We start from the raw sequence: 25773 nt of genomic DNA on the forward strand, positions 1-25773 counted from the left end.
CGGCGCTGCGCAGCGACGCCGACGGCGTCACCATCACCGTGTCCGACGACGGCCGCGGCTTCGACCCCGAGCACACCAGGACGAGCCGCTACGGCGTCAGCGGCTCCATCATCGCCCGCATGCGCGACGCCCAGGGCCAGGCCCGCATCGACTCCTCCCCCGGCGCCGGAACCACCGTGACCCTGTCATGGAACCCACGAACCACGACGGCGGAGTCCCCGACCGGGCCTTGCGCGCGAACGGGCCCCGGGGCGGGCCGGGCGCAGGCCGCAGTACCGACCGCGCGGGCGCCCGCGGTCGCGCCGCTCTCCCTGACCTCCTCGATGGAGGCGCGGACGCCCCGAATCATTGTCGTGTGCATCGTCGTTCTCTACGCCCTCGTCACCCTCCTGGAGATGCGGGCCGGCTCCTACCGGCGCCTCGCGCCGGTCATCGCGGGCCTGCTCGCAATAGGTCTGGCCGCACTCGCCCTCATCAAACGGTGGCCCGGTCACCGCATACCCGCCCGGGAGGCCGCCCTGGTCGTCGCGGCCGCGGGAGGGGCCAACGTGCTCGTCCTCTTCCAGATCGACTTCGCGGGCTGGCCCGGTTATGCCGCGTGGTGCCTGGGGGCGGGCGCCGCGGTGTGCTGCGGCCTGATCGCGCGCGAGCGCCCCCGCCAGGCCTGGGCGGGCCTCATCCTCATCATTGTCGTGATCGGCGTGTGGACGCTGGACACCGGCCGCAACCCGATTATTATTCTCACTCTGGGAGCCGGACAATTACTCCCCCTTGTCATCTGGCACCTGACGGCCCGGCTGTCCGTCGATATCACCGCGAGAACGGCCGCCTCCGAGGCCGCCGGCGCCGAGATCGCCGCCCAGCGCCGGGCCCACCGGGAGAGCGAGGCCCTCATGCGCCAGGCCATGGTCTCCGTTCGGCGGCGCGTCGAACCGCTCCTGACCGCCATCGCAGACGGCGCCCCCATCACCGCCGGCATGCGCGCCAGGGCCCGCATGCTCGAGGCCGAGCTGCGCGACGAGCGCCGCGCCCCCTTCTTCACCGGAACCCGCGTCATCGAATCCGCGCGGGCCGCCCGAACCCGCGGCATCGACGTCATCCTCCTCGACGACCGCGGCACGGGCAACGGCCTGACCGACGACGCCCAAAAGACCATCATCAACCAAGCCATCCGAGCACTCGACGACGCCCGCAAAGGACAAGTGGTCATACGACTCCTCCCGCCCCGCCAGCGCCCCGGGCTCCTGTCCATCGTCACCGACAACGACATCCTCACCCTCAATGAGAACGGAGCCTCGGCCGCCTGAGAACGGCACCCGACTGGCCACCCTGACGAAAAGGGCTCTTTGACAACTCGATTGCGATGCCGTACCGTGCACGACGCCGCTTGCGGCGACGCCCCCTACGAGAACCGCCCATGATCCTTTTCCCGCAATCGTCCGCCGCTGCTCGCACGCAGGCGGTCGCCCCCGCGACGCCCCCGGCCGCCGCACCGCCCGCGCCGGGCCCCCACACCCAGCGCATGCGCCGACTCATCGCCGTATTCGCGGCGATCGCCACCATCGTCATGAGCGGCTTCACCACTGCCAGCGTCCGCGTCATGGCGCAGGTCTCGGGGCGGTGGGCGTTCTGGCTCCTCCTGCCGGCCCTCGTGCTGCCGTCCGTCGTCGCCGGCGCCGCCGCCGCGATCGGGCTCCTGAGATTCATGCGGCGCACGGATGCGGGCGGGGAGATTCCGCCGCAGCGCCTGCGCCGGATCGGGGCGGCAGACCGCATCTGGCGGTGGACGCTCCTGGTCCACCTCACCTTTTACACGATCTTCGTCGTGCTGACGGCGCTGCTGCCCATTATCCCGTTCTACAATCAGATTCAGAACCCGGTGCCCGTTCCCAATCTCCTGGTCAACTACTACTACGTCGTTGCGGCCGTCGCCACCGCCGTCCTGTCCCCCCGCGGCCGGTTCCTGTACATCGTGCTCCTCGCGCCATTCCTCATCGCGGGCTACCCGGCGCAGGACGGCCTGCGCCTGCCGGCGGAGGAGGTCATGTTCTATACGTCCTTCGCCTTGACCGATATAGGTCTGCTCACCTGGCTGCTGCGCCAGGCTCAGGCCCTGGACGAGGCCGACGCCCGCCGGCGCGCCCTCCTCATCCGCCTGCGCACCGACGCCTCCCGCGCACGGGCGCGGCGCCGCGCCGACAATTTCATCCACGACCGCATCCTGTCCGTCCTCAAGACGGTCCCCGCCACGCCGGCCGGCGTCGCCCAGCTGCGCGCCGGCGCCCGCGAGGCCCTGGCCGACCTCGACACGGCGGCGGCCGAACCGGACGAGTCGTCCGCCCGCTCCTCCGAGCCGGACGCGCCCGTCCGCTCCTCCGAGCTGCTCGCCGCCCTGACCCGCAGGCTCCGGGCGATCGGGGGCGACGACGTCGTCATCTCCGACTCGATCACCAAGAACCTGAGCCTGCCGCAGGAGACTGCCCAAGCGCTCATCGACGCCGCCGCGGAGGCCCTGCGCAACTCCCTGACCCACGCCGCCGGCCCCGACCGGGGCCCCATCGCGCGCACGGCGGCGCTGCGCAGCGACGCCGACGGCGTCACCATCACCGTGTCCGACGACGGCCGCGGCTTCGACCCCGAACGCGCGCCCATCAGTCGGCACGGCGTGAGCGGCTCCATCATCGCCCGCATGCGCGACGCCCAGGGCCAGGCCCTCATCGACTCCTCCCCCGGCGCCGGAACCACCGTGACCCTGTCATGGAACCCACGAACTACGACGGCGACCACGGGCGCGTCCCCGCTCTCCCTGGCCTCCTGCCTGGAGACGCCGAGGGCGCGGGCCATTGTCGTGTGCGTCTTCGTTCTCTACACCCTCGTCACCCTCCTGGAGATGCGGGTCGACTCCTACCGGCGCCTCGCGCCGGTCATCGCGGGCCTGCTCGCAATAGGTCTGGCCGCACTCGCCCTCCTCAAACGGTGGCCCGCCCATCGCATGCCCGCCCGGGCGGCCGCCCTGGTCGCCGCGATCACGGGAGGGGCCAACGTGCTCGTCCTCTTCCAGATCGACTCCGCGGGCTGGCCCGGTTACACCTCATGGTGCATAGGGGCGGGCACCACGCTGTGCTGCGGCCTGATCGCGCGCGAGCGCCCCCGCCAGGCCTGGGCGGGCCTCATCCTCATCATTGTCGTGATCGGCGTGTGGACACTGAGCACCGGCCACAACCCGGCCAATATCTTCGCCCTGGGATCCGGACAATTCTCCACGCTCCTCATCTGGTACCTGACGGCCCGGATATCGATCGATATCACCGCGAGAACGGCCGCCTCCGAGGCCGCCGGCGCCGAGATCGCCGCCCAGCGCCGGGCCCACCGGGAGAGCGAGGCCCTCATGCGGCAGGCCATGGTCTCCGTTCGGCGGCGCGTCGAACCGCTCCTGACCGCCATCGCCGAGGGCGCCCCCATCACCGCCGGCATGCGCGCCAGGGCCCGCATGCTCGAAGCCGAGCTGCGCGACGAGCGGCGCGCCCCCTTCTTCACCGGAACCCGCGTCATCGAATCCGCGCGGGCCGCCCGGATTCGCGGCATCGACGTCATCCTCCTCGACGACCGAGGCACGAGCGGCGGCCTGACCGACGACGCCCGGGAGGCCATCATCAACCGGGCCGCCCGGGCGCTCGACGACGCCCGCAAAGGACAGGTGGTCATACGACTCCTCCCGCCCCGCCAGCGTCCCAGACTCCTGTCCATCGTCACCGACAACGACATCCTCACCCTGGATGCCGATGGAGCACTCATCCGCTAGTCGATCGCGCGTCCCCGCACGCCCATCCCGTCCCACCGGACTCGTACCTCTGCTCCACCGGCCCCGCCCGAGGCGGGAAATGGCGCCCCGGGAGGATCGTTCCGTCCCGCACCGGCCGCGCGGCCGTCAGACCCGCGCAATCACGCGGAGACCTCCGAGCACATCCGATGCGCCGACCCGAACGATCCTCCCGGAGCGCCAGAACCAGTGGGCGCTCCTCGACTCACCGTTCCCGGCGGGAGGGGATCAGTACCATCGGCCGTACCTCGACTCGCACTGTCCGCCGTAGTCGAGCGAGTAGTTGCGCCCGCCGCAGCTCCTGCCGTAGGACTCGTCGAAGCTTCCGGAGGAGGACGCGTAGTAGAGCCTGTCGCAGGCGGACATGTCCCCGCTGGTGCACTGGCTGTAGTAGTCGGCCGTGGAGTAACCGGAGTAGCTGTCGTAACTGTCGTAGCTGGGACGGTAGGGCGCGCGCCAGTTCACGTCCTGAAGCTGCTCGGCGATGTCGACGCCCACGAGAATCGGCGTGGCGATGGCCACCGACTGGGTAATCGTGTCGGCCAGGTCGTCGGAGTCGTCGGGATCGACTCCCAGGTCCTCCAAGGTGTCGGAGAACTTGTCGAGGGCGCGCTCGGACGGGCGCAGGTTGAAGATATTGACGATCGTCCCGGAGGAGGACACGTGCCAGGTCCCGTCGCTCTTCTCCACGACCACTCCGAGGCGATCGGGGTCTTTGAGCTGACGCGTGAAGTCCACCGACGCCGTATTGTTCTCCGACGCGGGGGTCGTCACCTTCATGGTGTTTCCCTTGAATTCGAAGGTGATCTTCTCGTCCTCGTCGTCCGGGTTCAGGGTGATCTTCGAATTGCCGGGCTGGACGACGGCCTGGCCGCCCCCGATGTCCGTCGAGGTCAGATCCCAGTCGATCTTCACGTTCTCCGAGGCGCGCTCGGAGAACTTCCTGTCGTCGCCGACCATGACGGGGCCGTACACCATGGCCAGTCGGCGCTCCGGCAGGGAGAGCAGGCCGGTCACGTTGTCCTCGAGCATGTCGCTGGGGCGGCGGGCGTCCAGGATCGCCTCGGTCAGGTTCTGGACGGCGGCCTCGGGCGAGTCCGCCCCCTTCACCGAGCTGAAGTCGGCCTCGTAGTTGGGCGCCTCGACGTCGTCGTCCCACTGCGCCCGGTCCCGGTAATTCCATTGCGCGGAGGTCATGAGCGGGGAGATGAACCACCGGCCGTCCTCCTTGATCATGACGATCTCGAGGGGGATGTCGTCGCGGAAGTCATCGGCGACGTCGCCGTCGTAGGAGAGGTCCGAGAAGTCCAAGTCGGAGAAGAACTCCTCCTCGTCATCGGTCAAGGACGATCCCTTGGCCGACTGGTAGCGCGTGCGCAGCGTATCGGCCAGGCTCTGGTCGACTCTGACGTCGAGGTGCCACGAGGAGATGGTGGCGACGGCCAGGTCATCGGACTTCTGATCGACGGTGTAGGTCATATCCGAAGTACTGACGTCGAGCGCCTCCAGGTAGTTGTTGATCGCGTCCTTGGACAGCAGGGCACCGGGGTCGGCCTTCGAACTGCCCTTGCGCGAGTCGGAACCGCCATCGCGGATCGCGTCGGCGGAGTCCGCGACGGTATCGATCTCCGACGGCGAGACCATCTTGAACATGGAGATGATGTCCTTGTCGGCGATCGCCTGCGAGACGGTGCTCATGACCTCGTCGGGGGAGGCGGCCCCGCGCTGGGTGAGGTAGGTGTAGACGGCGAACGTGCCGCCTCCGACGGCGAGCACGACGGCGAGTACGGCGGCGATCGGAACCCACTTCTTGCGACGGCGCTTCCCGCCGGCCCGAGCCGGCGGCGGCGGGGGTGCGCCCATGGCGGCGGTCGGGGCGGAGGGCGGCGGTGGGGGTGCGCCCATGGCGGCGGTCGGGGCGGAGGGCGGTGGCGGGGGCGTGCCCATGGCGGCGGTCGGCGTCTCCTGGGCCGAGTCCGCCTCGGCCCCGTCGGCCTTCACATCCTCAACCTCCGCGGCCGGCGCGTCGTCGGTCGGCGCCTCCTCCGCGGCGACCGGCTCACTCGCATTCTCGGCCGAAACGGCCTCGGCGGTCGGCGTCTCCTGGGCCGAGTCCGCCTCGGCCCCGTCGTCGGCCTTCACATCCTCGACCTCCGCGGCCGGTGCGTCGTCGGTCGGCGCCTCCTCCGCGGCCGGCGCTTCAGCCGGTTCGTCCCCGGCCGGAACCCGTTCGGCGGCCCGCTGCGCCGAGGCGCTCAGGGCCTCCTTGACCGCCGGATCGTCGACCTGGCCGAGCCACTCCCTCAGGTCGGGGTAGAGCGACGGGTTCGCCGCGAGAGACGCCCATAGGTCGGGGCGTTCGGCGGCGATCCGCGCCATGTCCTGCATGCTCGTCCCGGGATCGGCGGCCTGCTCGGGGGAGAACTCCGAGGAATCAGTCATGGTTCACCTCTTCATAAGAAAACATGTGAACTACATCACATGAAGAGGCCCCGTCGTCGGCCCCGTTTCGCGTTCGTCACATGCGCCCGCCAAGGCTACCTCATAGCCTTCGAGCCGGGAACACTACCATTTCTTGTACATTGAGGGCCCTCCGCCGAGTCGGTAGAGTGGCGCGGCTGATCGGGGCCCGCAGAGCGCGCGGCGACCGAACCGGCCCGGCCCGGTGTTTCACGTGAAGCACGGTCGCGGACCGGCGCACACATCGAGGGGTGATGCGCGAAACCAACCTTTAAGGTGCAGTTTCGCGCATCACCCCTCGATGTGTGCGAGCAGAGGCGCGACCGCGCGGCGGACACCGCCCCGACAACCCGCCACCGCCGCTCCGCCCCGGACGCGGGACGAGCGGGCGCTCTCAGCGCCGGCGGGCGACGACGTTGACCTCGATGGGGGCGACGACGTCGGCGTGCAGGCGCACCGTGGCGCTGTGGCGCCCGGTCGACTTGATCGGCGGAATGACCTCGATCTTACGGCGGTCGATGGCGGGGCCGCCGGCTTCCTTGACGGCCCCGGCCAGGTCCGCGGTGGAGACGGCGCCGAAGAGGCGGCCGTTCGCACCGGCGGTGGCGATGACGGTGACGACGTTCTCGATCAGCCAGGCGCGGGCCTCCTGGGCCTGCTCCAGGGACTCGATGGAGCGCTTGCGGCGGGCCTCGGCCATCTGGTCGAGCTGACGCTGCGCGCCCTTGGTCCACGGGGTGGCCAGCTTGCGGGGCAGGAGGTAGTTGCGGGCGTAACCGTCCTTGACCTCGACGACGTCGCCGACCGCGCCGAGGTTGGTCACGTCGTGGGTGAGAATGAGCTTGGTGGTCATGAATCGGCCTCCGATCAGCGAGCAGAGCTCGAGTAGGGCAGCAGGGCCATCTCACGGGCGTTCTTGACGGCCTTGGCGATCTTGCGCTGCTCCTGGACGGAGACGCCGGTGACGCGGCGGGCGCGGATCTTGCCGCGGTCGGAGATGAACTTCCGCAGCGTGGCGGTGTCCTTGTAGTCGATGGTGCCGACCTTGATGGCCTTGACCGGGCCGATCTTCTTCTTCGGCTTACGAAGCTGGGGCTTCGCCATGGTGGTACTCCTTGCTTCGAGCGCTCCGGGCGCTCATACGAGATGGGTTGGCGCGCGGCGCATCCCGCCGCGCGGTGGGAGCGGGTCGATCGCAGTCCGATGGCCGCAGCCGACCGGACGGGCGCCGACCGGCTGGAACGGGCCCGTGATCAGAACGGGGGCTCGTCGCCGAAGGACGTCGTGCCGCCCGTGGCCCACGGGTCGTCCGAGGAGCCGCCGGCGGGGGCGTTGTAGGTGGGCTGCTGCTGGCCGCCGCCCTGGTAGCCCGAGCCGCCGCCCTGCTGGCCGCCGCGGTATCCGCCGCCCTGGCCGCCGCCGGCGTTGTAGCCGCCCTGGCCGCCGCCCTGGTAGCCCGAGCCGCCGCCCTGGCCGCCGGCGTTGTACTGACCGCCGGAGGTGCGGGTGACCTGGGCCTTGGCGCGGCGCAGCGAGGGGCCGATCTCGTCGACCTGCATCTCGACGACGGTGCGCTGCTCGCCCTCGCGGGTGGTGTACGAGCGCTGCTGAAGGCGGCCCTGCGCGATGACGCGCATGCCCTTGGCGAGGGACTCGGCCACGTTCTCGGCCGCCTCGCGCCAGATCGAGCAGCGCATGAAGAGCGTCTCGGCGTCCTTCCACTCATTGGTCTGGCGGTCGAAGATGCGGGGCGTCGAGGCGATCGTGAAGGACGCGACCGCCGCACCCGAGGGGGTGAAGCGCATCTCGGGGTCCGCGGTGAGGTTCCCGATGATCGTGATAACGGTGTCGCCGGCCATGCTTCTCTCCGTTCCGTGGATGCGGTCAGGCCTCGGGGCGCAGCAGCTTGGTGCGCAGGACGGTCTCGTTGAGGCCGAGCTGGCGGTCGAGCTCCTGGGCGATCTCGGGCGTGGTGGTCATATCGACGACGACGTAGAAGCCCTCGGACTTCTTCTTGATGTCGTAGGCGAGACGGCGCTTGCCCCAGATGTCGATCTTGTCGACCGAGCCACCGCTGCTGGGGACGACCTGCAGCAGCTTCTCGAGGGTCGCAGCGATGGTGCGCTCGTCCGTCTCGGGCTCGAGGATGATCATGATCTCGTAGTGACGCATGCTTGGTACCCACCTCCTCTGGTCTGAAGCGGTCACGGTCCTTCCGTGACAGGAGGGTGATGCGTACGGCCGGTCATCGGGCGGATGCCCGACGGCGCAGCCGAATCGTCACCCTACCGGAGCGGGCCGCCGCCCCGGAAGACGACGGGGCGCCGGCCCCGCGTGCGGTGCGCCACGCGGGGCCGGTGCCATGACCGTCCGACGGCGCGGGGGCCGCGGCTGGATCCGACTATCGGATGGTTCGCCCGGCGGCCGCTCTCAGTGGTCCACGTTGTTCTGCTGGTTCTGCTGACCGCCGGCGCCTCCGCCGGCGCCTCCGCCGGCGCCACCGCCACCGCCGCCAGCACCGCCTCCGCCGCCAGCGCCACCGCCACCGGCGCCTCCGCCGCCAGCGCCTCCGCCGCCAGCGCCGCCGCCGCCGCCGGCACCGCCACCGGCGCCTCCGCCGCCAGCGCCACCGCCGCCGGCACCGCCATTGTTGCCGTCGTCGTCGCTGCCGCCGCCGGTGCCGCCGGTACCGCCGGTGCCGCCGGTGCCGCCGGTCGACCCGTCGCCCGGCTGCAGCTCGGACCTCTGGGTCTGCCCCGGCTGGGGCTCGACCGCATCCTGCGTCGGCTCCTCGTAGACCGGCGCCTGCGGCTGGGTCGGCGCCGCCGTCGGCTCCTCGTAGACCGGCGCCGGGGTGCCGTCGAGCCCGCCGGGCCTGGTGGAGCCGGCCGTGCGGTCGGGGAAGTCCTCCTCCGGCAGGTCCGCCAGCGCCGTCTTCATGTACTGGGTGAAGATGTCCGCCGGATAGGTCGACCCCGTGATCTCGTCGTACTCGCCCCACGGGGTGATCGACTCCTCGGAGCCGTCGGCGCCGGACTGGTAGAGGGTCACGGCGGTGACCACCTGCGGGGTGTAGCCGACGAACTGAGCGGACTTGTTGTCCGAGGAGGAGCCCGTCTTGGCGGCGACGGGCCGGTCCAGCTCCAGGGCGGTGGTCCCCGACCCCCTCTGCACCACCTGCGTCATGGCGTAGGTGGCGTCGGCCATGACGCCCTCGTCGAAGACCTTCGTCCCGTCGGTGGGACCGCTGTAGGCCAGCGCGCCCTGCCCGTTCTTCACCGAGGCCACGATGTGGGCGGTGTGCCGGGAGCCCTGGGCGGCGAAGGTGGTGTAGGCGGTGGCGATGTCGATGGTGTGCGGCGAGGCCGACCCCAGGACGTTCTGGACGGTGTCGTCCAGACCGGTCGTGTCCGACGGATATCCCGCGCGCACCGCCACCTCATTGGTCGCATCCGGGCCGATGTCCCGATTGAGCTGCACGTAGGCCGTGTTGACCGAATTGGCGGTCGCATCGACGAGATTGATCCAGCCGTAGGAGACGCCGCCGTAATTGCGGTACTCATTGCCCTCGATGGTCATGGGCGAGGGGGAATTGTAGCCATTGGCCAGGGTGTCGCCCTTCTCCAGGGCCGAGACGAGCGCGAAGGGTTTGAAGGTCGAACCCGCCTGGGCTATGGCCGAGGTGGCGGAATTGACCTGGTTGGTCAGGTAGTCGCTGCCCCCGTAGAGGGCCAGTATCCCCCCGTTGGAGGCGTCGATGGAGACCAGGGCCACGTGGAGGTCGGGGGAGTATCCCTCGGGCAGGGCCTGCACGGAGGCGACGGCGGCCTCCTGATCCGCCTTGTTGATCGTGGTGGTGATGTTGTAGCCGCCGGTGTCGATCTGCTCGCCGCTCAGTCCCGCCTTGTCGATGAGCTCCTGGCGCACCATCTGCAGCAGGTAGCCGTTGGGGCCGGCGTACAGCTCGTTCGACTCCGGGGTGATGGTGGTGGGCATGGAGGCCTCGTCGTACTGGGCCCGGGTGATGTAGCCGTCCTCGAGCATGTAGCCCAGGACGCGCTGGAAGCGGGTCTGCGCCTGGCCCGCGTCGATCGCCGGGTCCCAGGCGCTGGGGGCGGGCAGGATGCCGGCGAGCAGGGCCGCCTCCGAGACCGTCATCTGCGCGGCGGAGTGGCCGAAGTACGCCTGCGAGGCGGCCTCGATGCCGTAGGCGCCGCGCCCGAAGTAGACCGTGTTGAGGTAGGAGCCGAGGATCTGCTTCTTGGACAGCTCCCGGTCGATCTTAATGGCCATGATCGCCTGCTGGAACTTGCCCAGGTAGGAGCTGGTCGTATCGACGTAGTAGTTCTTGATGTACTGCTGGGTCAGGGTGGAGGCGCCCTGGCGGTCGCCCCCGCGCAGATTGTTCCACAGGGCGCGGACGATTCCCTTGGGATCGACGCCGTTATTGGTGTAGAAGGTGCGGTCCTCACTGGCGACGACGGCGTTGCCGATGTAGTCGGGGATCGTCGTGGTGTCGATAATGGTGCGATTGATCTCCGCGAAGGTGCCCATCTCGGTGGTGCCGTCCGCGTAGAACACGGTGGTGGACTGGGCCTGGGCGAACTCGCTGGGCTCGGGGACCTTGATCGTGTTGTAGGCGATGATGAAGGCCGTGGCGACCGCCGCGATGAGGAGGAAGAAGCAGCCGAGGAAGAAGCGCCAGCCGGGGATCCAGCGCATGACGGGGCCCTTGCCGGCCCGCGGGTAGTTGATGATCCGACGACGACGGCGCCCGTCGGCCCTGCCCGGTCCCGTCTTGCCGCCCCGACCGGGTCGGCGGCCGCCGGGTCCCTGCGAGGCGGCGGGACGCGACGAGCCGCCGCGCCCCGATGGCGCCTTGGACTGCTGACTCATGGGCTGCTGACTGCCGGCCCTGGCCGCGGCGGCCAGTTTTCCGCCTCGGCGGCCGACGCCGTCGCGCCTCGCACTGTCTGCCACGCGCTCCTCGATTCTGTCCGCTGTTCAGGAAGGACTCAGACGGCGGGGGCCGCCTCGGGCTGCGGTCCAGTATGGCGGTTCCGGCGTCCGGATAACAGCAGGAGGCGCCTGTGAGGTACCCCGTAGGAGCCTGGACGGCACGGCGCGCGCCGTGAGACGCATCCCACTAGCCTGGCCCCATGAGCACGACCAGCACCGACGCGTCCACCGCCCGCCAACCCTCCGACCCCGGCCGGCGCAGCGCCGACGCGGCGACCATCAACTCCGCCATCGCCCTGCGCCTGGAACTGCTGGGCGTGCCCGCCCCCGCCGGGGTCGGCGACCCGCGGACCGACCGGCTCGTGTCCCCCATCCTGGCGCGCCAGCGCGAGATGACCCGGCGCCTGTCCGGCCGCCTGTGCGCCGCCGACCGGCGCATCCAGGCCTTCCTCGACTCCTACCTCGACGGCGCCGCCGAGCGCCCGCGCCTGCCCGCCGCCACCTTCGTGCTCGACCAGCCGGGCCTGGCCCGCGCCCTGTCCCTGCCCCTGGACGCGACCAGCTTCACCTCCCCCTACGTCGAGAGTTACCGCGTCCTCCAGGGGGTCCTGCACAATCCGCGCAACGACCGGCGCACCACGGCCGGCGTCTTCCACATCGCCGAGGGCGGCCTGCCCATCCCCGACGACAAGAAGGCCGTGCCCCGCGACGTCTTCGCCCGCGTCCTGGCCGCGGCCCTGGACGCCCCCGCGGACCTGCTCACCCTGCCCTGGACCTCCACCCGGCCCGATCCGGCCCGCTGCTTCGTCTCCCTGCTGCTGCGCCCCGTCGTCGTCCCCGAGGTCCCCGGCGTCACCGGCGAGCGCACCATGGAGATCCGCTTCATCGCCCCCGGAGGGCTCGTGTCCAACCTGGACTTCGTCGAGGGCATCTTCGGCAACGGGGGCGACCCCTACCTGCCGGAGAACGACGCCTCCCTGGCGCCGGAGACCTGGACCGGGCACACCGGCTGCGTCATCCTGGCCCCGCACCTGACCGCCCTGACCAAGAAGGAGCTGGGGCTGCCCGCATGGGAGGAGGCCGACGAGCGCCGGCGCCGCGACGGCATGTGCTGGCGCGAGGAGGGCGAGCTCTACAACGACGGCAAGCCCTTCAAGCTCGTGGCCCGCGACGAGCGCGGCGTCATCGTCACCGTCATCGCGGACAACTACTACGGCTACTGCAAGAAGGAGGTCAAGACCCAGATCGGCTACTCGGCCAACCTCTTCGGCTGCGTGGAGGAGGAGCACTCCGGCGGCGCGATCGCCTTCCCGCGCTACGACCTGGGCCGTGAGTTCCGCGACGTCCACACGCCCGCCGACCGCACGCTCGACGACGTCCTGGCCGCCAACCCCGGCCACTTCCGCCGCGAGGCCTCGGGCTGCGCCGTCGACCTGGACGACGAGACGATCGTCCTGGTGCCCGGCGGGGCCTTCTACTCCATGCTCACCCAGACCATCACCTGGACCGGGGCGGACGGCGAGACGGCCCGCATCCCGCTGCTGGCCGGCAGGACCTACGTGACGCCGTCGGGCTACCGCATCCACTGCAAGGCGGCCATCGGCAACCCCAAGCAGTGGCACATGATCGGCACCGCCCCCTGGCACACCCAGCTGCACAAGCCGGCCACCGTCTCCGGGGGCGGCAAGTCGGAGATCTCCAAGTCGATCCTCGACGCCATCGTCTTCGGCGAGGCCTACATCGGGGACGTGGAGGCCGACCTGGACGCCGTCCAGGGCATCCTCGACGGCGACTACGCCGACCGCTTCGTCGACCCGGCCAACAGGAGCGCCCACCACCGCTCCATCCTCTCCGAGCGCCGCTCGCTGGGCAGCGTCATCAAGCTGCTCACGCCGTCGGACATGTACACCCCCGAGTACAACGCCTTCCTGGAGTCCATCCCGCCCCACATCAAGGAGCTCATCTTCACGGTCAAGCGCTACTACCGCCCCGAGTGGGGCGCCGACTGGCGCAGCCACTTCTCCGTGGGCATGATGAACGGCCGCCAGGGCAACTCCCTGCGCCTGGACGGCGACACCGTCAAGATCAATATGCTGCGCGTGGGCTTCGAGCCCGACGGCGCCTGGCGGCTGTTCTCCCTGCGCCCCGACTTCGCGGCCTGCGCGAAGGTCCAGACGGAGGACGACATCACCTCCTCCCTGGTGGCGCCGGCCTCCGCCGACGACCCGGCCTCCGCGCGGGGGCTGAGCCGCAAGTACGTCACCAACTGCGAGCGGCTGCTGTTCCAGCGCCCCGACGACGCCATCGTGCCCGGCTACGACAAGCAGACCGAGTCGGACATGTCGGGGCAGGACCTGTTCATCTCCAACTACGCGCCCCTGACCCCCGCCGACGCGCGGGCCATGGTCGACGACGCGCCCGGGCTGTCGCGCTTCACCGAGCCCATGCAGGGCCTCGTCCGCCGGGCGGCCGCCCTGCCCGAGGCGCCGGAGCCGGCCCGGCGGTCCTACTGGGTCTGCACCGCCAACCCGCGCCTCGTGAACGGCGCCCCCACGCGGAACCCGCGCTACCTCCAGGTGCGCCCGGACGTCGCCCGCCCCGAGGAGGTGCGCCTGGCCGAGGTGGCCACCCACCTGTACTCCCGCGTGCCCCTGGACGAGCCGATCCGCCACAGCGTCGACGTCGTCGCCGCCGGCCGGCGCAACAACCCGCCCGAGCCGGGGGTGCCGGCCCTGTGCGCCTACAACCCGCTGCACTACATGGAGCTGCCCGAGCTGTTCATGGAGTTCATCTCCTCCATGACCGGCAAGTCGCCCTCGACCACGGGCGCCGGCAGCGAGGGGGCGCTGACCAAGTCGCCCTTCAACGCGCTGCCGCCCGTCTACGACCTCAACGCCTCGCTGCTGTCCTACGCCCTGGGCGGCTACGACGGCTGGCTGAGCTCGGCGGGCTTCATCGGGCCCAGGGTCAGGGTCGCCCATGACATCTCGCTGCTCGTGCCGGAGGTGTTCTCGCGCATGACCGAGGCCGAGCGCGACGCCCGCGCCCTCATCGCGGGCGGCTACCTGGAGCGCCTGGAGGACAGGGAGATCGGCGGGCGCACCGTCCAGGCCTCGCGGCTGGGCTACCGCATGAACCAGGCCTTCGCCAACAGCTTCTTCGGGCGCATCTTCCTGCACCCCGACGTCGTGTTCACCGAGGAGATGCTGCGCCCCGAGCTGCAGGATGAGGAGGTCTTCGCCGACTCCGTCGACGTCATCGTCACCACCCACCGGGTGGTCGCCCAGCACTACGTCGACGACGGATCGATCCGGTGGGCCGTGCCGCCGCTGAGGGCGCTGCTGGAGATCATGCACTCGGGGCGCTCCGAGCAGGGGTGGACGCTGGCCAGCCCGCAGTTCCGGGCCCTGTTCGAGCGGGAGAACATCCTGGCCTCCGACTGGTACGCGGCCCGCATCGACGCCAAGGTCGAGCGCGACCGCAAGCAGGCCGAGGCCTCGATCCGGTCGCTGACCCGCTTCACGACGACGCCGGGCAATGAGGGCGTGACCGAGCGCCTCGACGTCGGAGCGCGGCTGGAGGCCGCCCGGGCGCACCTGGCCGAGGCGGCCTCGCCGGCCGCCCGCGAGCGCCTGGTGGGCACGCTCGGCCTCCAGCCCGAGCTGGCCGAGGGCGCGCCGATCGACGTGGCCTGACCGGCGGGCGTCCCCCGCCGCGGAGCCCGACGAGGGGCCGCCCGGCGCGCCCGGGCGGCGCCCGGGGCGGGGGGTGAGTACTCCCCTCCCGCCCTGGGCGAACAGGGATGACGCCCGCGCCGTCGCCCCGATGGGATTGGGCGCATGACACCTCCGACGGCATCCGCCGCCACCGCAGATTCTCCCCCCGCGCCCTTCGCCGAGAGCCCCGAGGCCGTCGCCGCCGCGCACGGCACCGACCTCGCCGAGGGTCTGACCGGGGCGGAGGCCGCCCGCCGCCTGGCCGAGGACGGCCCCAACGAGCTGCCCTCCACCCCGCCGGAGCCGGCCTGGAAGCGCCTCCTGGCCCAGTTCCGCGACCCGCTCGTCTACCTGCTCCTGGGCGCCATCGTCGTCTCGGCGATCACCTGGGCGCTGGAGGGCGCCCACGGGGCGCCGGTCGACGCGCTCATCATCCTGCTGGTCATCACCCTCAACGCCGTGCTCGGCTTCGTCCAGGAGAGCAGGGCGGCCGACGCCGTCGCCGCCCTGTCGGCGATGACGGCCGCCACGAGCACGGTCCTGCGCGACGGGGGCCGCCGGGTCGTGCCGTCCTCGGAGCTGGTCGTGGGCGACCTGCTCGTCCTGGGCGAGGGCGACCAGGTCGGCGCCGACGCCCGCCTGGTCCAGGCGGCGGCCCTGCGCGTCATCGAGTCCTCGCTGACCGGCGAGGCCGACGCCGTGGTCAAGTCCGCCGACGCCGTCGCCCCCGACGCCGACCTGGCCGACCGCTCCTCCATGGTCCACCGCGGCACCTCCGTCGCCCAGGGCACGGGCCGGGCCGTCGTCGTGGCCACCGGCGCCGACACCGAGATGGGCGCCATCGCGCGGATGCTCGACTCGGTCGAGGAGGAGGGCACGCCCCTCCAGCGCGAGATCACCCGGATCTCCAAGATGCTGGGCGCGGTGGTGATCGTCATCGCCGTCGTGGTGGTGGCGACCCTGCTGGCGCTGGCCCCCGAGCGCACCGCCCAGACGGTCACCGACGCCCTCCTGCTGGGCGTGTCCCTGGCCGTGGCCGCCGTGCCCGAGGGGCTGCCCGCGATCCTGTCGGTGGTCCTGGCCCTGGGCGTGCAGCGCATGGCCCTCCACAAGGCGGTGGTCAAGTGGCTCACGAGCGTGGAGACCCTGGGGTCGGCCTCGGTCATCTGCTCGGACAAGACCGGCACCCTGACCCGCTCGGAGATGACGATCCAGGAGATCGTCACCGCCTCGGGCACCACCGTGGTCACCGGCATCGGCTACGCGCCCGACGGCGAGGTGGCCCCCGACGCCGACCGCGACGGGCGGCCCGACCCCGAGCCGCTGACCGGCGCGCTGCGCGACGAGGTGACCGTGGTCCTGTCGGGCGGGGCCATGGCCTCCGACGCCGAGCTCGCCGTCGACGAGGGCGTGTGGAGCGTCGTGGGCGACCCCACCGAGGGCTCCTTCCTCGTGGCCGAGCGCAAGCTGGGCACCGAGGGGGGCCGGGAGGGCCGCTTCGAGCGGGTCGGCGAGATTCCCTTCACCAGCGAGCGCAAGCTCATGAGCGTGCTGTACACCGACGCCAAGCACGGCGCCACGATCCTCATGTCCAAGGGCGCCCCGGACGTGCTCATGGGGCGCTGCACCCGGGTGCGCGAGGGCGATGCGGCGGCCGGCGCCGAGCTCGGGGGCGTTCCCGCCCCGCTGAGGGAGGACGTGCGCGAGCGCTTCGCCGACCACATCGGCGACATGTCCGGCCGGGCCCTGCGCACCCTGGGCGTGGCCTACCGGGTCCTGAGCGAGGACGAGGCCCGCCTCGCGGCGGCCGCCCTCACCGAGGGCGCCGACGCCGAGCTGGCGGAGCTGGAGAGGGACCTCGTGCTGGCCGGCGTCGTCGGCATTATCGACCCGCCGCGCCCCGAGGCCGCCGTCGCCGTGGCCGAGGCGCGCCGGGCCGGCATCCGCGTGCTCATGATCACCGGCGACCACCCGGACACCGCCGGGCGCATCGCCGCCGACCTGGGCATCGCCGAGCGGGGCGCGCGCGTGCTCACCGGCCGCGAGCTGTCCGCCATGGACGACGGCGCCCTGGCCGTCGCCGTGGCCCGCACGAACGTCTACGCGCGCGTCGCCCCGGAGCACAAGATGCGCATCGTCGGCGCCCTGAAGTCGCAGGGGCACACCGTGTCCATGACGGGCGACGGCGTCAACGACGCCCCCGCGCTGCGGGCGGCCGACATCGGCGTGGCCATGGGCGTCACCGGCACGCAGGTGACCAAGGAGGCCGCCGCCATGGTGCTGGCGGACGACAATTTCGCCACCATCGTCGACGCCGTGCGCGAGGGCCGGCGCATCTTCGACAACATCAAGAAGTTCCTGCGCTTCCTGCTGTCGTCCAATATGGGCGAGGTCCTCACCGTCTTCGGCGGGGTGGTGCTGGCCGGGGTCATCGGCCTGAGCGGGCGCAGCTCCTCCGGCGTCGTCCTGCCGCTGCTGGCCACCCAGATCCTGTGGATCAACCTGGTCACCGACTCCGCCCCGGCCCTGGCCATGGGGGTGGACCCCAGCGTCGAGGACGTCATGGGCCGGCCGCCGCGCAAGCCCACCGACCGGGTGATCGACGCCACCATGTGGAGCGGGGTGCTGCTCATCGGCGCGGTCATGGCCGCCTCGACCCTGGCCGTGCTCGACGTCTTCCTGCCCGGCGGCCTCATCGACATCGCGGGGCTGTCCACGGACGAGCTGCCCACGGCCCGCACGGCGGCCTTCTCCACCCTGGTCCTGGCCCAGCTGTTCAACACCCTCAACTCGCGCTCGGAGACGGTCAGCGCCCTGCACCACCTGTTCGTCAACAAGTGGCTGTGGGGGGCGATCGGGCTCGGCGCCGTCCTCCAGGTGGCCGTGGTGGAGGTGCCCGTCCTCCAGGTGGCCTTCTCCACGGAGCCGTTGGACCTGGCCCACTGGGCGGTCGTGGTGGCCATGGCCTCGCTGGTGCTGTGGGTGGACGAGATCCGCAAGGTGGTCCGCCGCGCCCGCGGGCTGTGAGCGGCGGCGGGCCGGCCGGGCCGCTACTGCCAGCGGGCGGTGGCCGGGTCCACGCCGTGGGCGGCGGCGTTGGCGTCGATGATCTCCTTGAGCCAGGCGGCCAGGCCGGGCTCGTACCCGTCGTAGTGGGCGGCGAAGCGGGGGTCGGCGACGTAGCCGCAGGCGATGAGCACCTGCTTGGAGTGGCTCGTGTCGAACCACTGGTCGATGCTGGCGCGGTGCCGCTCGGCCAGGGCGTTGGCGCGCTCGCCGCCGGGTTCGGCGCCCTCGCGCATGGCGGCGGCCAGATCGGCCAGGAGCCGGTCCGACTCCTCCTTGACCCGCTTCCAGTCCGAGGCGCTCATGGCGGCCCGGCGCGCCTCGGACTGGGCCCACTCGTCGGTGTCCCCCCAGCGCCGCTGGGCCTCCTCCTCCCAGGCGGGATCCCAGCCGGTGCCGAGGATCTCGGCGCGCTGCTCGGGCGTGGTGCTCATGCGCGTCTCCTCGTCCATGAGCGCCTCGACCGCGCCGACCATCCGCTGCAGCCTGGTGATGCGGGCCAGCAGGAGCGCGCGCTGGCGCTCGAGGTGCTCCAGTGCGCTCGTGCCGGCCTCGTCCAGGAGCTCGCCGATGCGGGCCAGCGGCATGCCGGTCTCCCGGTAGACGAGGACCTGCTGGAGGCGGGCGACGTCGTCGGGCGAGTAGAGCCGGTAGCCGGACCAGGTACGGCCCGAGGGAACGGCGAGCCCGAGCGCGTCCCAGTGGTGCAGGGTGCGCACGGACACCCCGATCAGACGCGCCGCCTCGCCGACGGTCAGGTCCTCGCGGGCTCCGGGCAGGTCGGGCTCATGCATGCGCCCAGCATCCCAGTGGTGTCCCACGGGCGCGAGCCCGGGGCCCGACGCCGCGCGAGGGCGGCGGTGCCCGCTCACGCGCCCCGCCCGCCCGGCGACGGGCTCACCGTGCGTCGCCGCCCACAACCTGCCGCCACGGCGTGCGCACCGCCTCGGCGGCACTGCGCCCCGATCGCCTCAGGTACTGCGCGACGAGGTCCCGTCCGGCGGCGTAGCCGGCGCCGGTGGGCACGCCCACGGGGTCGAGTCCCAGTCGGCGGGCGCCGGCGTCGCCGAGGATCCAGGGCATGAAGTGCTGCACGCCGCTGATGTCCAGGGCCTGGCGGACCTTGCCGACGACGTCGTGCCCGTGCGACGCGTCATCGACGAAGTGAGTCCACCCGCGCTCCCCGTACAGCTCGGCGGCGAAGGCGTCGGCGAGTCCCTCGGCCACCACCTGCTCACCGAGTTGGACCCTCATCGGATCCCACACGACGCCGCCCGGTCCGTAGCGCACGTTGTGGTGGAGCTCGTGAACCGCGATCGCCTCCAGGCGGTCGAGCACGACGTCGTGGGGCCAGACGGTGATCTCGATGTAGCCGCTCATGCCGCCGAAGGCGGACAGTCCCTGGATCTCGTCCATGAAGTACGCGTCGCCCGGGTCGCCGACGGTCAGGTGGACCGTCAGGTCGGGGACGCTGAGATCCGGCACGGCGGACGTGAGGGCGGCGATGCCCCCGGCCAGCGCCCTCCTGATGCGGCCCCACGCATCCGCATCCTCCAGCCGCGCGAGCGCGTCGAGGACGCGAGCGTCGGACCCCTCGATCGGGTAGCCGTAGGTCCCCCGATGAATCTCGAACTGGTCCGGGCCGCCGGGGATGAAGGGGAACATGCCGTTCAAGGGCGCGCGGACCTGTCGCAGGAGCTCGGCGCGCTCGGACGGGGGCGCCGCCAGGACGCGGCGGGTCGTCGAAGCCGTGTCGATGATGGTGAGGGCTGTGTCATGGGCTGCCATGGAGCCGACACTCCTCCCTCACGCAGCGTGAGGGTCAAGCGGCGCCGCTCGGCCCAGCCCCGGCAGCCCGGTCACCTCGCGGGGCCGGTCGCCCAGCCGGCGCACCGCCCGCCCGTAGGTCAGCGCCACGCACCACACGAAGACCACCAGCGCCGCCTGCGCTCCCCGCGACCAGCCGACGTCGGGCAGGACCAGCACGGCGACGCCGGCGGCCACGCACTCGGCGGTGTTGAACAGGACGTCGTAGAGGGAGAAGGCCCGGCCCCGGTAGGCGTCGGCCGTGTCCGACTGCACGATCGTGTCAACGGCGATCTTGGCCCCCTGCACCCCGATCCCGAAGACGACCAGCCCCGCCGTCATGGCCGCCCGGGCGTGCGTGGCCACGAGCACCAGCTGCCCGGCCGTGCCGCCCACCAGGCACATGACGATCCAGGTCGACGGCGCCACCCGCTCGTGGGCCAGGGGCGTGAGGATCACGGCGATGCCGTGCCCGGCCATCATCGCCCCCATGAGGGCCCCGAACAGCGCCAGCCCCCGGTCCGCCTGGGCCGGGTCGGCCAGGAGGTTGCGGGAGGCCAGGATGATGGTGATGAGCTCCATGCCGTAGACGAAGCGGTGCAGCGCCATGGCGCCCAGCGCCAGGCCGGGGGTGCCGCGGCGCACGAGGTAGCGCACGGCGTCGGCCAGGTCCGCCGCGGTCCGGCCCAGCGCCGCCCCCAGCCCGGCGCCGCCCGGGCGCTCCGGCCCGAGCTGGTCGCGCCCGAGCCGGGTGACGACGACGGCCGCGAGCGCGTACAGCCCGGCCGCGGTGAGCAGGCTCGCGGTGTTCCGGGCGGCGCCGTCGGGCAGCAGCAGGCGCAGCAGGATGCCGATGACCATGCCGAGCGCCGTCGCCGCGCCGCCCAGGGTGGGGACGATGGAGTTGGCCACGAGCAGGCGCTCGCGGTCGATGATCCGGGGCAGGCCGGCCGAGAGCACGGACAGCAGGAAGCGGTTGACGCCCAGGGCGACCAGGACGAGGGTGTAGACGCCGATCCCCACGCCGGCGGTCTGCATGATCAGTGCGGTGGCGACGATGAGGCCGGCGCGCAGGAGGTTGCCCGCCAGGAGGGTCTGGCGCCGTCGCCACCGGTCGATGAAGGGCCCGGTGAAGGGGCCGACGACGCTGAAGGGCAGGAGCATGACGACCAGGGCGGAGGCGACGCCGGGGGCCGTGGTCATGTTCTGGGGGGCGAAGAAGAACACGGTGGCCAGGCCCGCCTGGACCATGCCGTCGCCGGTCTGGGAGACGAGGCGGACCCCCAGCAGGGTGCGGAAGGCCGGGATGCCGGCGAGGTCCTTGAGGTCGGTGGTCAGGCGCATGGGCCCATGGTGCCCGACGGCGGTCCCGGGCCGTCGCTGGCGGGCGCGGCGGGGCGGACCCGCCGTCGACCACGGCGCATCGGCCCGCTCCTCCCCGCCGGGAGCGGGTGTTGACATGGGCGGGGCGGCCCTCTACGATCTACCTACTACTTATTAAGTAGTAACCACATACGGACACCGCCGTTCGATGAAAGGGTCGCACATGCCCCAGACACAGGAGTCCACCGCAGTGGACACCGCCGCCCCGCCCTCCCCCTCCAACCTCGCGCCCGACACCGGCGTCCCACTGAGCCGCTCCACGCTGATCCGCTTCGGCGTCGGCTTCTTCGGCATCTCCCTGCTGTGGGCCATCGGCCTCAACACCGTCGCCTCGGTGCTCCTGCCCCAGCGCCTCAAGGACATCGGAGTCGACAACCCCACCGCCCTCCTGGGCTCGATCAGCGCCGTGACGGCCCTGGTCTCACTGGTCTCCAACCTCGTCTTCGGCAACCTCTCCGACCGCACCCGCTCGCGCTTCGGCAAGCGCAGCCCCTGGGTCGTCTGCGGCGGCGTCCTGGGCGGCCTGTCGCTCTTCGCCATCGGCGTCCTGGCGAACTCCGCGGTGATCACCGTCATTTACTGCGTGTGCATGGTGGGCCTCAATATGATGCTGGCCCCGGCCATCGCGGTCCTGTCCGACCGCGTCCCGGAGTCGATCCGCGGCACCATGTCCACCTTCTGGGGCGTGGGCGCCTCCGTCGGCTACCCGCTCGGCGCCATCGTCGGCGCCCGCTTCATCTCCGAATCCGGCGCCTCGGTGTCCGGGTTCACCCTCGGCGGCGTCCTCATGGGCACCGCGGGCCTGTTCGCCGTGCTGGTCTGGCCGCGCGAGAAATCCGCCGCCGACGAGACCGCCGCGGCCAAGTCGCCGGGCGACGTGCTCCGCTCCTTCATCCCCCCGACCCGGGGCGCGGGCGACTTCTGGAAGGCGTTCTTCGGCCGCTTCACCATGCTCATCTCCTACCAGATGATCAACGCCTACCAGCTCTACATCATCCAGGACTACCTCGGCCTGTCCACCGAGGAGTCCGGCGCCACCGTGACGGTCATGTCCTCCATCACCCTCGTCGTCGGCCTCGTCGGGGGCTTCCTCGGGGGTCCTCTCTCCGACATCCTCAAGCGCCGCAAGGTGCCGGTGGTCATGGCCTCCCTGCTCTTCGCCCTGGGCGTCCTCATGCCCTGGATCATGCCGACGACGACCGGCATCTACCTCTTCGCCCTCATCGCCGGCTTCGGCTACGCCGTCTACAGCTCCGTCGACCAGGCCCTCAACGTCGACGTCCTGCCCGACCCCGAGACCGCCGGGAAGGACCTGGGCATCCTCAACATGTCCACGACGCTCGGCCAGATGTCCGGCCCGGTCATCACCTCCGCGATCGTCACCTGGACCGGCGCCTACACGCTCGTCTTCCCCGTCTCCATCGGCTGCGCCGTCGTCGGCTGCTTCTCGATCCTGGCCATCAGGAGGGTCCGCTGAGCCGCTGAGCCCCGCCGCGAGCGCCCGGCCGGCCCCGGCCCTCCGGGAAGGTCCGCAGGATCCACCGCGGAACTACCGGGAGGTCCTGGTCGCGGCCGTCGCACCGGGTCCGGGCCCTGAGCACAGCAACGGGCAAGATGCCGCGGGTGGACGGGGTTCTGCTCTCCGGAACCTGATTTTGGCGTTCTGGGAGGATCGTTCCGCTCCGCTCCCGGCGGCCGCGGCGAACAAGCCGCGGAATTATGCGGAAAGCGTCAGGCGCCTCCGACGAGCCGGGGCGAACGATCCTCCCAGAACGCCATTTCTGCGGTCACCGTCCTCTGCGAGGCGTCCTCGCCGAGGACGGTGGTGCGGGGACTGAGATCGATGCGGTGGGGACGATCTCCTGCGAGGGCCGGGTTCCCGGTGGGCGTCTTGCCGGAGGGCCGCTCCCGGGCGGGCCGGGTTCTTCCCGCCCCGCTCCATGACGACCATGACCGGTCCCGGGGTTCCGGGGGCCGCGGGAGGCCGCGCCCCAGGGGGCCAGCGGCGCCGTTTGTCCGAATCTGTTGCAAAGGCCCGGATCGTGCCGGAGCGCCGGAAGAGAACCGTTGATATTCTGCGCTTCTTCTCGCGGCTGACCCCGGCCCGGGGCGCCTTTGCAACAGATTCGGACACGATCCCGCCCCAGACCACCCCAGGAGCCCCAAGCGCCCCACGCCATCACGTCGATTCCGGACCGCGGCTCGGCCGCCGGGCAGCACGCCAGCGCCCCGGTCCCAGTCAGCACCCGTTCCGGCCACTGACGCCGCCGTCGGGCTCCGCATGGTCGGCGGCGGTACTCCACTAGGATCGAGGCCATGGCCACCAGTCGCAGTAAGCGCGTCCGCCTGTCCGCGGAGGAGCGGCGCGAGCAGATCGTCGAGGCCGCCACCCGGCTCGTGGCCCACCATGGCTTCAACGGTCTGGCGCTGCAGGAGGTGGCCGACGCCGTCGGCATCACCCAGGCGGGGCTGCTGCACTACATCGGCAATAAGGACGGGCTCGTCGAACTGCTCATGAGCGACCGCTACGACCGCCAGGGCACCCCGCAGGACTTCCTCGACTCCGGCGACCCGGCGGCCGTGCACCCGGAGGGCATGAGCCTGCCCGCCTACTTCCGCTACCTCGTGGCCCACAACGAGGCCCGCCCCCAGCTCATGGGCCTGTACATGACGCTCGGCGTGGAGGCCACCGACCCCGACCACCCCGCCCACGACTACTTCATCCGCCGCCCGGACCAGGTCTGGGAGCACTACTCGCGCTTCACCTGGCGCCTGCCACCGCAGGTCGTCGAGGCCGGCGGCTGGCCGACGATGCGCCCGCTGGTGGAGATGGCGATCGAGGCGATGGACGGGGCGCAGATCCGCTTCTTCCGCGAGCCGCGGGTGTCCCTGGTCGAGGAGTGGGCGCGCTGGGAGTCGGTGCTGTTCCCCTCGCCCGTCTGGGACGACTACCGCTGAGGACGCCCGGGGCGGCCGCCCCTCCACCTGAGTTCCGGCCCCGCACCGCCCCACCCGATTCTGTGAACGCGCAGGTTTCCAGTCGAACGCGCGCCTCCCGCCTGCGCGTTCGACTGGAAACCTGCGCGTTCACGAAAAATGATGGATCGGGCTCCCCCGTTACCTTGTTGGTGGTCCCGGGTGGTCCGGGGCTGGGCCAGCCGCTGCGGGCATGATGTCTTGCCCCTGTACGTAGATGATCCGGGGGGTGTTGTCACCCGCGGCGGCCGGGCGCCGGTGACCGCTGATAAGGGGAACGACCCACTGCGTGTGAGGTCTTCCGTAACGTGGGTGCGGGACCGATCGTCCACCGGCTGGTCCTCACCCACTTAAGCGGGAGGCGGCAGAAAGATGGATATCGAGGACATCGAGGTCTTCGTCGGCATCGACGTCGGCAAGACTCACCACTGGGCCACGGCCCTGACCAAGGGCGGCAAGAAGGTCTTCGACAAGGCCCTGCCAGGCGACGAGGCGCGTCTGCGCGCCCTGTACGAGAAACTGGCCGCCCACGGTCACCTTCTGGTGGTGGTGGACCAGCCCGCCACCATCGGGGCCCTGGCCGTGGCGGTGGCCCGGGACATGGGCATCACCGTGGGCTACCTGCCCGGGCTGACCGATGCGCCGCATCGCCGACCTGACACCGGGCAGCGCCAAGACCGACGCGAAGGACGCGGCCGTGATCGCCGGCGCCGCCCGCACCATGCCCCACACCCTGAGAGCCATCAGCACCTCGGACGAGGACGCCGCGGCGCTGAGCATGCTGACCGGTTTCGACCTGGACCCGGCCAGACAGGTCAACCAGACCGCCAACCGGATCCGGGGCCTGTACACCCAGATCCACCCCGCCCTGGAGAACATCCTGGGACCTCGGCTGAAGCACGACGCCGTCCTGGAGGTCATCGCCGCATGGCCCACCCCCACCGCGTTGAGGAAGGCCGGCAGGGCCCGCATCGACGCCAAGCTCAAGAAGCACGGCGCCCGGCGCCACGCCGCCTGGGCCGGCAAGATCGTATCGGCCCCGGGCCGGCAGACCGTCACCGTCACCGGCACCGAGGCCGCCGGCACGGTGCTGCCCCACCTGGCCCGCCAGCTCATCGCCCTGCACTCCCAGCGGGCCGACGTCGCCGCCCGGGTCGAGACCCTGGTGCGGGCCCACCCTCATGCGCGAGGTCCTGACCACCCGTGCCGGGTGTCGGGGTCCCGGCCGCAGCCGTCTTCCTGGCCGAGACCCTGGGCAAGACCTCCAGGCACCGGCGCCCAGCCGGCCTCCCACATCCGGCCCGGCCCCGGTCACACGCCGCTCAGGCTCATCGATCCGCGGCGAGCGCGTCTGCCGCACCGGCAACAAGAGACTCGAACACGCCATGTTCCTGTCCGCCTTCGCCTCCCTGACAGATCCCGTCTCCCGTACCTACTACCAGCGCAAACGGGACCAGGGCAAGCGCCTTGGGCCAGGCCCTGCTCGCCCTGGCCCACCGCCGCATCCCCACCCTGCACGCCATGACCCGCAACCAGCCACGAAACCACCCGCAGCCGCTTGACACACCACATAGGGGCACCCCCCCC

15 protein-coding genes and 1 pseudogene are annotated in these 25773 nt (G+C 71.5%); 7 read left to right on the plus strand and 9 right to left on the minus strand.

The window, feature by feature from the left end; genetic code table 11:
• Nucleotides 1-1307, plus strand: a 1307-nt coding sequence (locus G446_RS0114440; protein ID WP_342664166.1) for a DUF8320 family protein, incomplete at its 5' end; no start/stop codon positions are given.
• A gap of 215 nt (nt 1308-1522) precedes the next feature.
• The gene (locus G446_RS0114445; RefSeq protein ID WP_156916710.1) at nt 1523-3802 is read left to right on the plus strand and encodes a sensor histidine kinase; all 2280 of its coding nucleotides are present in this window, start codon (nt 1523-1525) and stop codon (nt 3800-3802) included.
• A 246-nt stretch (nt 3803-4048) separates the two neighbouring features.
• Here G446_RS0114445 and G446_RS18980 read toward each other — a convergent pair whose 3' ends face one another.
• The 6 genes from G446_RS18980 to G446_RS18350 form a co-directional block, all read right to left on the minus strand.
• Nucleotides 4049-6262 (minus strand): variant leucine-rich repeat-containing protein, encoded by a 2214-nt coding sequence (locus G446_RS18980; RefSeq protein ID WP_026410660.1) that lies wholly within the window; start codon nt 6260-6262, stop codon nt 4049-4051.
• 412 nt (nt 6263-6674) lie between these two features.
• Nucleotides 6675-7133 (minus strand): 50S ribosomal protein L9, encoded by a 459-nt coding sequence (gene rplI / locus G446_RS0114455; RefSeq protein ID WP_026410661.1) that lies wholly within the window; start codon nt 7131-7133, stop codon nt 6675-6677.
• A gap of 14 nt (nt 7134-7147) precedes the next feature.
• Nucleotides 7148-7384 (minus strand): 30S ribosomal protein S18, encoded by a 237-nt coding sequence (gene rpsR, locus G446_RS0114460; RefSeq protein WP_006547882.1) that lies wholly within the window; start codon nt 7382-7384, stop codon nt 7148-7150.
• Nucleotides 7385-7533: 149 nt separating this feature from the next.
• On the minus strand, nt 7534-8139 hold the full coding sequence (locus tag G446_RS0114465) for a single-stranded DNA-binding protein (RefSeq protein WP_026410662.1): 606 nt from the start codon (nt 8137-8139) through the stop codon (nt 7534-7536).
• Nucleotides 8140-8164: 25 nt separating this feature from the next.
• Nucleotides 8165-8452: a 30S ribosomal protein S6 gene (rpsF, locus tag G446_RS0114470; protein WP_026410663.1), complete on the minus strand. Its 288-nt coding sequence runs from the start codon at nt 8450-8452 to the stop codon at nt 8165-8167.
• Nucleotides 8453-8710: 258 nt separating this feature from the next.
• Nucleotides 8711-11176, minus strand: a complete 2466-nt coding sequence (locus G446_RS18350) for a transglycosylase domain-containing protein (protein ID WP_034470990.1) — start codon at nt 11174-11176, stop codon at nt 8711-8713.
• A gap of 263 nt (nt 11177-11439) precedes the next feature.
• Here G446_RS18350 and G446_RS0114480 point away from each other — a divergent pair, with 263 nt between their 5' ends.
• Complete coding sequence (locus G446_RS0114480; RefSeq protein ID WP_051286052.1) at nt 11440-14934, plus strand: PPi-type phosphoenolpyruvate carboxykinase family protein; 3495 nt, start codon at nt 11440-11442, stop codon at nt 14932-14934.
• Between the two features lie 144 nt (nt 14935-15078).
• On the plus strand, nt 15079-17982 hold the full coding sequence (locus tag G446_RS0114485; protein ID WP_026410665.1) for a cation-translocating P-type ATPase: 2904 nt from the start codon (nt 15079-15081) through the stop codon (nt 17980-17982).
• 23 nt (nt 17983-18005) lie between these two features.
• Here the strand turns inward: G446_RS0114485 and G446_RS0114490 are convergent, their stop codons facing one another.
• The 3 genes from G446_RS0114490 to G446_RS0114500 all read right to left on the minus strand — a co-directional run bounded on the left by G446_RS0114490 (nt 18006) and on the right by G446_RS0114500 (nt 21171).
• Nucleotides 18006-18815 (minus strand): MerR family transcriptional regulator, encoded by an 810-nt coding sequence (locus G446_RS0114490; RefSeq protein WP_026410666.1) that lies wholly within the window; start codon nt 18813-18815, stop codon nt 18006-18008.
• Between the two features lie 103 nt (nt 18816-18918).
• Nucleotides 18919-19809 carry a DUF2268 domain-containing putative Zn-dependent protease gene (locus tag G446_RS0114495; RefSeq protein WP_034470993.1) on the minus strand — a complete coding sequence of 297 codons (891 nt, stop codon included), beginning with the start codon at nt 19807-19809 and terminating at the stop codon, nt 18919-18921.
• A gap of 18 nt (nt 19810-19827) precedes the next feature.
• A complete protein-coding gene (locus G446_RS0114500) occupies nt 19828-21171 on the minus strand; it encodes an MFS transporter (protein ID WP_026410668.1) in 1344 nt (447 codons plus the stop codon).
• 202 nt (nt 21172-21373) lie between these two features.
• Between G446_RS0114500 and G446_RS0114505 the strand changes: the two genes are divergently transcribed.
• From G446_RS0114505 to G446_RS19620, 3 genes and pseudogenes are all read left to right on the plus strand, one after another.
• Nucleotides 21374-22687, plus strand: a complete 1314-nt coding sequence (locus tag G446_RS0114505) for an MFS transporter (protein ID WP_211228318.1) — start codon at nt 21374-21376, stop codon at nt 22685-22687.
• An 839-nt stretch (nt 22688-23526) separates the two neighbouring features.
• Nucleotides 23527-24168, plus strand: coding sequence for a TetR/AcrR family transcriptional regulator (locus G446_RS0114510; protein ID WP_026410670.1), 642 nt, complete (start codon nt 23527-23529; stop codon nt 24166-24168).
• Nucleotides 24169-24558: 390 nt separating this feature from the next.
• Nucleotides 24559-25773, plus strand: a pseudogene (locus G446_RS19620) (IS110 family RNA-guided transposase); the annotation flags it as partial.

Origin of the sequence: Actinomyces dentalis DSM 19115 (assembly GCF_000429225.1) — a bacterium.
Classification (GTDB): Bacteria; Actinomycetota; Actinomycetes; order Actinomycetales; family Actinomycetaceae; genus Actinomyces; species Actinomyces dentalis.

Bases quoted from the DNA above. Each gene is read 5' to 3' on its own strand.
- G446_RS0114510 (WP_026410670.1), top strand. From the start codon at position 23,527: ATGGCCACCAGTCGCAGTAAGCGCGTCCGCCTGTCCGCGGAGGAGCGG.
- G446_RS0114500 (WP_026410668.1), bottom strand. From the start codon at position 21,171: ATGCGCCTGACCACCGACCTCAAGGACCTCGCCGGCATCCCGGCCTTC.
- G446_RS0114445 (WP_156916710.1), top strand. From the start codon at position 1,523: ATGCGCCGACTCATCGCCGTATTCGCGGCGATCGCCACCATCGTCATG.
- rpsF (WP_026410663.1), bottom strand. From the start codon at position 8,452: ATGCGTCACTACGAGATCATGATCATCCTCGAGCCCGAGACGGACGAG.
- G446_RS0114495 (WP_034470993.1), bottom strand. From the start codon at position 19,809: ATGGCAGCCCATGACACAGCCCTCACCATCATCGACACGGCTTCGACG.
- G446_RS18350 (WP_034470990.1), bottom strand. From the start codon at position 11,176: ATGAGTCAGCAGTCCAAGGCGCCATCGGGGCGCGGCGGCTCGTCGCGT.
- G446_RS18980 (WP_026410660.1), bottom strand. From the start codon at position 6,262: ATGACTGATTCCTCGGAGTTCTCCCCCGAGCAGGCCGCCGATCCCGGG.
- G446_RS0114490 (WP_026410666.1), bottom strand. From the start codon at position 18,815: ATGCATGAGCCCGACCTGCCCGGAGCCCGCGAGGACCTGACCGTCGGC.
- rpsR (WP_006547882.1), bottom strand. From the start codon at position 7,384: ATGGCGAAGCCCCAGCTTCGTAAGCCGAAGAAGAAGATCGGCCCGGTC.
- rplI (WP_026410661.1), bottom strand. From the start codon at position 7,133: ATGACCACCAAGCTCATTCTCACCCACGACGTGACCAACCTCGGCGCG.
- G446_RS0114480 (WP_051286052.1), top strand. From the start codon at position 11,440: ATGAGCACGACCAGCACCGACGCGTCCACCGCCCGCCAACCCTCCGAC.
- G446_RS0114505 (WP_211228318.1), top strand. From the start codon at position 21,374: ATGCCCCAGACACAGGAGTCCACCGCAGTGGACACCGCCGCCCCGCCC.
- G446_RS0114465 (WP_026410662.1), bottom strand. From the start codon at position 8,139: ATGGCCGGCGACACCGTTATCACGATCATCGGGAACCTCACCGCGGAC.
- G446_RS0114485 (WP_026410665.1), top strand. From the start codon at position 15,079: ATGACACCTCCGACGGCATCCGCCGCCACCGCAGATTCTCCCCCCGCG.